The following is a 4,169-nucleotide window of genomic DNA, read 5'->3' as shown; positions in this document are numbered from 1 at the left end:
ATCCAAGTGTTTTTGCAGGGTTTGGGCGATCTGGGCCGGTGCTAGGCGGCAGAGCTTGGCCATGCCCAGGGGGGTGGGACAGGCGTAATCGCCGTAGCGAGGGTCGCTGGGGATCTGGATCACGGGGGCAATCGCTGTGGCTTGCTGGGGGGCCAGGGATCCCAGTTGCCCCGCCTCTGAGGCCCGTCGAATGCTCTCGGCTACGGCGGCGGTGAGAAACCGAACCAGGGAGGTGGAAGGGGATTGGATGGCCATGGTTGAAGAGGGATACACGTGAGTTAAGAGCAATGGCGATCGGGATCCCTGCGGCAGCAGGAGCACTATCATACCGGCAACGAACCGGCCATGACCAAGGCAGAGTTCTCACCTTGGCTAAAAGGGGATCCCCCAGCAGGTAAAGGTATCCTCAAATACAGAAGTTTGACTCCGCCTTGCTAAGTTGGTTGCTTATAGTCTTCACTCCATTGTTTGCCGCATTCCCGTTTGCGGATCCCTACTGAGCCAGGTGCTGTGGAGCATATAGATATGTCCATCCCGAAATCGTCGCGTCGCCAATTCATTCAGTCTGCTGCTGCGGCTGCTTCCCTGGCCGCTGTTGGGGGGTACAACCTAAAGGCTAGAGCCCAGAGCCGAGGGCCGCTGCTGGTTTCCCAGGGCCTAACGCCCCTGAAGTACACCCTCTCCTGGCTGCCCTCTTCTACGGATACTCCCCTCATAACCGCGATCTTGAAGGGCTACTTTGCCCAAGAGGGGCTAGAGGTCACCTACGAGCGGGGCTATGGATCTGCCAATTCCATCACCAAGATCGCGGCAGGCCAGTACGACCTGGGAGAAGGGGATCCCTACTCCATGATTGAGTTCAATGCCAAAAACCCAGATGTGCCCTTGGTGGCAATCTATATCCTCTACAACCGCTCTCCCTTCGGCATCTACACCCTGAAAGGCAAGGGCATCACGAAGCCTGCCCAACTGGCGGGCAAGAAGCTGGGAGCGCCAGCAGGGGATGCGCCGCGTCGGCTCTGGCCGGTCTTTGCCAAGCAAGTCGGCATCGATCCGGGGTCGGTGGAGTGGCTGACCATGGAGCCACAGTTGCGCGAACCTTTCCTCATCCAAGGTCGGGTGGATGCAATCAGCGGCTTTATGACCTCGGCCATGCCCAATTTGGTGCGGGGCGGGGTCAAGCTGGAAGATATTGTTCCCTTCCTTTACAACGACTACGGCCTTGAGCTGTATGGCAATGCCGTCATCACCCGTGTGCAATTGCTGCGTGAGAAGCCTGAGCAATTCAAAGCTTTCTTGCGGGCCTATGTCAAGGGTTGGCAAGACACCATCCGCGACACCGATGGCAACATGTTGGCCCTTCTGGACAAAGCCAAGGCCGAGGGGCAGGTGCTGGATACGGCAATTGAGAAATTGCGCCTTACCCTGGCAATGCCGCGCCTGTTTGTTACCGATGAGGTGCGACAAATTGGTTTGGGGGATGTAGTGCCTGCTCGTATGGAAACCTCGATTGCTCAGGTGGTGGATGGCTTTGGCTTGCCCACTAAGCCCTCTCTAGAGCAAGTGTTTGATGGAAGTCTGCTCCCACCCAAGTCTGAGCGGATGATTGGATAATCTGGGTTAGGCCAGCAACGATTTTGAAGCCTCTGTCTATTGGCTTGCCGGTGCAGGCCAACTTATCCTGCTTGCTGGGAGGCTATTTCTGGCTGCAGGTGCGGTCTGCGTCCTTATTGGATCCCTCATCCGCGAAGTATCCCCAAAGCTTTTCGTGGCAGGGATCCCAGGCTACTCCTGAAAGAGGCCGACGGGAGACCTGTTCGCGTTGGTGGATGGGAGACCGGAAGCGGCATGGAGCAGTAGGGGAGTGTCTCGAACTTTGTTTAGGGTTACCCAAGAACGCCGTAAGGCCCCTGCCTTTGGGCATGGGGAGCATGTCAATGAAATCAAACCTGAGAAACAGATGTATTGGGAAGAGTAGCTTAGGGGTGCTTGAAGTCGAGATAGCTTTTCCGATCCCGAAAAAAAGCTGAATAAGTTTGTGGTGCTCAGGGATCCCTTTTAATCTGAAGAGGGTCGCTAGGAAGTTTGGGCCCTTGGAAACTTTTGTTCTGATTAAGCAAGTTCCCGATCAAAACGCCAAGGCCGGCATCAACAGTGACGGCACGATCGATCGCGCCAAGGCCAAGCGGATGTTAAACCCTTTTGATCGCTATGCACTGGAAGCAGCTCTGCAAACCAAACGGCAACACGGGGCGAGAGTAACGGCAATTACAATGGGGCCACCCCCGGCCATTGAGGTGCTCTACGAGGCCATTGCCCACGGGGTGGATCGGGGTATTTTGATGACCGACCGCCGCTTGGCCGCTTCCGATACCCTAGCCACTGCCTATACTCTGGCCCAGACGGTTCGCTATGCTGGCCGGCCCGATGTGATCTTCTGCGGGCTCCAGACCACCGACGGCGATACGGCCCAGGTGGGGCCGCAGTTGGCGGAGCGGTTGGGGATCCCTCAGGTCGCCTATTGCGAAGCCTTCGAGATTCGGGATGGGATCCTGGTGGCGCGGCGGGCCATCGAAGGGGGATCCCAAATCGTAATGGTGCCCCTGCCGGTTTTGATTACGGTGGCCAATTCCGCTCGGCGTTTGGCCTACCCCACTCTACGGGGTGTGCAGCGGGTGCAGCGGCTAATGCGGGATGAAATGGCACGGGCCGAGGCAATCCAGATCCTCAACTTGGACGATGTGGGGGCAGACCCGGAGCGCTGCGGTCTCAAGGGATCCCCAACCATCGTGGCTGCCACCGAAAAAGTGGGGGAAATTGGCGGCAACTGTCAGGTCTTTCAGGGACAATCCGTCCCCCAACTGGTCAACCAACTGACCCAGGCCGTTGACCTCTCCCGCTACGCCGCAACCTCCTAGATCTTTACATCTTGCGCCCCACCGGCCCCCCATCGCCCCTCAATCATCACTGTCTGATCATCGACCCCAGGCCAGCTGGCTGCGGTGAAAAGTTGACCCAGAAGGACTCTGCTGACCTCGTCGCAACCCCAACCCGATTCAATCCCGATCTCAACCTAGGAGTCACAGTTTTATGGATCGCAAGCGGATATTGGTCTTCGCGGAGCAGGTGAATGGGGAATTGCAGCCCATCGGCTTAGAGTTGTTGGGAGCCGGGCGGCGGCTGGCCGATAAGCTGGGAGCCACCTTGAGCGCTCTTGTGCTTGGATACAACATTGCCCACTTGCCCCCAATTCTGATCGGCCACGGGGCAGATCAAGTCTTCATCGCCGATCATCCGGAGTTGGCCGAATACCGCACCCTGCCCTACCGCCGGGTGATCACGGACTTGATCAAAAGCTGGCCCCAACCACCCCACACCATCCTGCTGGGATCCACCACCACCGGGCGAGATCTGGCCCCCCGCTTGGCCGCCCACCTGGAGACCGGCCTGACGGCAGACTGCACCGAGCTGGACATTGGCCCCTTCGAGTACACCAACAGCAAAGATCCCAGCAAGTCCGGCCTCTTCCCCGACTGCCTTTATGCCATCCGGCCCAGCTTCGGCGAATCTCTCAAGGCCCGCATCCTTGGCCCCTGGAAAAACCCGCAAATGGCCACGGTGCGCCCAGGGGTGATGGTGCCTCTGCCCTGGGATGGATCCCGCCAGGGGGACGTGATCCCGGTGCCGGTCAACTTGGATCCCGGCGATCTGCGCCTGCAGATTGTGGAAACGGTGCGCAACCTGTCCCAGGCGGTAGATCTCACCCGCGCCAAGGTGATCGTTTCCGGCGGCTACGGGCTGGGATCCCCACAGGGATTTGAGCTGTTGAAGGAGTTGGCCGCTTGTTTCCCCAACAGCGCCGTCGGCTCCTCCCGCAAGGCCGTGGATTCTGGGTGGATCCCCTACGCCCATCAAGTGGGCCAAACCGGCAAGACCGTCCGACCTCAGCTCTACATTGCCTGCGGCATTTCCGGAGCCATCCAGCATCGCGTGGGCATGGACAAATCCCAGACGATCATCGCCATCAACAAAGACAGCTCTGCCCCCATCTTCAAATTTGCCCACTACGGTATCGTCGGGGATCTCTACCAGGTGGTACCCGAACTGATCCGTCAGATCCAGCAGGTCAAGTACCCCCAGCTAAAGGTGGGGGCTTGTGGAAGTAAGGT

General features: G+C 58.5%; 3 protein-coding genes and 1 pseudogene. 3 read left to right on the top strand and 1 reads right to left on the bottom strand.

The window, feature by feature from the left end; genetic code table 11:
* Window positions 1-255, bottom strand: a pseudogene (locus NW856_RS13865) (arginine--tRNA ligase); the annotation flags it as partial.
* Window positions 256-525: 270 nt separating this feature from the next.
* On the opposite strand from NW856_RS13865, the gene NW856_RS13860 reads away from it, so the two are divergent.
* The 3 genes from NW856_RS13860 to NW856_RS13850 all read left to right on the top strand — a co-directional run.
* Window positions 526-1,614 carry an ABC transporter substrate-binding protein gene (locus NW856_RS13860; RefSeq protein WP_414400715.1) on the top strand — a complete coding sequence of 363 codons (1,089 nt, stop codon included), beginning with the start codon at window positions 526-528 and terminating at the stop codon, window positions 1,612-1,614.
* A gap of 479 nt (window positions 1,615-2,093) precedes the next feature.
* On the top strand, window positions 2,094-2,918 hold the full coding sequence (locus NW856_RS13855) for an electron transfer flavoprotein subunit beta/FixA family protein (RefSeq protein WP_414400714.1): 825 nt from the start codon (window positions 2,094-2,096) through the stop codon (window positions 2,916-2,918).
* Between the two features lie 172 nt (window positions 2,919-3,090).
* On the top strand, window positions 3,091-4,169 hold a 1,079-nt coding region (locus NW856_RS13850), incomplete at its 3' end, for an electron transfer flavoprotein subunit alpha/FixB family protein (protein ID WP_414400713.1).

Origin of the sequence: Synechococcus sp. R3-13 (assembly GCF_047462195.1) — a bacterium.
Classification (GTDB): domain Bacteria; phylum Cyanobacteriota; class Cyanobacteriia; order Thermostichales; family Thermostichaceae; genus Thermostichus.
The sequence above is the reverse complement of the archived record's forward strand: the minus strand, read 5'-3'. Positions and strand labels throughout refer to the sequence as shown.

Bases quoted from the DNA above. Each gene is read 5' to 3' on its own strand.
- NW856_RS13860 (WP_414400715.1), top strand. From the start codon at position 526: ATGTCCATCCCGAAATCGTCGCGTCGCCAATTCATTCAGTCTGCTGCT.